2 protein-coding genes are annotated in these 1,285 nt (G+C 40.8%); both read left to right on the top strand.

Annotated elements, in window-relative coordinates; translation table 11 throughout:
* Positions 1–67 precede the first annotated feature (67 nt).
* A complete protein-coding gene (locus CWD90_RS23545) occupies positions 68–355 on the top strand; it encodes a transposase (RefSeq protein WP_239986604.1) in 288 nt (95 codons plus the stop codon).
* A complete protein-coding gene (locus CWD90_RS22910; protein ID WP_239986605.1) occupies positions 253–1,248 on the top strand; it encodes an IS3 family transposase in 996 nt (331 codons plus the stop codon). The genes CWD90_RS23545 and CWD90_RS22910 overlap by 103 nt, the downstream gene beginning before the upstream one ends.
* Positions 1,249–1,285 lie beyond the last annotated feature (37 nt).

The following is a 1,285-nucleotide window of genomic DNA, read 5'->3' as shown; positions in this document are numbered from 1 at the left end:
TGGACTTACTATATTTAACCGGACATAGAGTTAAGAGCGTTTTAGTTATTAAAATTAACTTTGAAAAATGTCAAGAGAAAAAAGAAATTACACTGCAGAGTTTAAGGAAAAAGCTGTAGAACTTAGTTACGCACGAGGTAGCGTTGTCGAGATTTGCAGGGAACTGGATATCCCTACATCTGTTTTGAGCCGTTGGCGCAGGGAATCGGATGCCTATGGCAGGAACAGTTTCCCGGGAAAGGGAAACCCCAAATTAACGGACGAGCAACGGGAAATTGCAGAATTGAAGAAGAAGTTAAGGAATGCCGAACTAGAAAGAGATATCCTAAAAAAGGCGATAGCCATCTTCTCCTAGAGCGACAGGAAAAATATAGGTTCATAAAACACCATAAATTTAAATTTCCAGTCGGGAAGATGTGCAAAATGTTCAAGATAAGCAAAAGCGGGTATTACGATTGGTTGGGCAGGGTTCCTTCCAAAAGAGTGATGGAGAACGAGGCCATATCATCTACCATCCGAGATGTTTATGAGGATAGTTTTGGGAGTTACGGGGCACCGAGGATCAAAGCGGAGCTCCGGAAAAGGGGATATTGCATCTCAAGACCTAGGGTAGCTAGGATAATGAGGGCAAATAACCTGTTTGCCAAAAGAAAGCGTAAATTTCAAACTACGACCCACAGCAAGCACAACTATCCAGTTGCACCCAATATATTAGATCAGGATTTTACCGTCTCTAGACCGAACCAGGTTTGGGTATCGGATATAACCTATATAAAGACCAAACAAGGCTGGATGTATTTAACGGTAATTATAGATCTGTTCCACCGGAAGGTCGTTGGATGGTCGATGGGCCAAACCTTAAGTACCGGCGACACTATAGTCCCTGCATGGAATATGGCCATTAAATCGAACAATATCACAAAAGAACTTATATTCCATTCCGATAGGGGGTCTCAATACGCCAGTTCCACTTTCACAGATATCCTGAAAAGATATAATGGATCGATAAAACAAAGTATGAGCAGAAAAGGTAATTGTTGGGACAATGCAGTAGCTGAATCGTTCTTTAAGAGCCTAAAGGTAGAATGGGTCTATGAACATAGCTATAACCTAAGGTCAGAAGCCGAACTATCTGTCTTCCAGTGGATAGAGACCTGGTATAACAGAAGAAGAATACACTCCTCTTTGGGATATAAGACTATAGAGGAAATTGAAATAGAATTGTATAATCAAAAAATAGCAGCATGACTCTTATCTAATTGTCCACTTTTTTGTTGCAAGTCCA

The sequence above is a fragment of the Arenibacter catalasegens genome (genome assembly GCF_002909235.1).
In the GTDB taxonomy this organism is placed as follows: domain Bacteria; phylum Bacteroidota; class Bacteroidia; order Flavobacteriales; family Flavobacteriaceae; genus Arenibacter; species Arenibacter catalasegens.
Note: the sequence above shows the minus strand (reverse complement) of the source record. Positions and strands in the feature narration are given on the sequence as shown.

Excerpts from the sequence above, each read along its gene's own strand:
- CWD90_RS23545 (WP_239986604.1), top strand. The coding sequence starts at position 68 with ATGTCAAGAGAAAAAAGAAATTACACTGCAGAGTTTAAGGAAAAAGCT.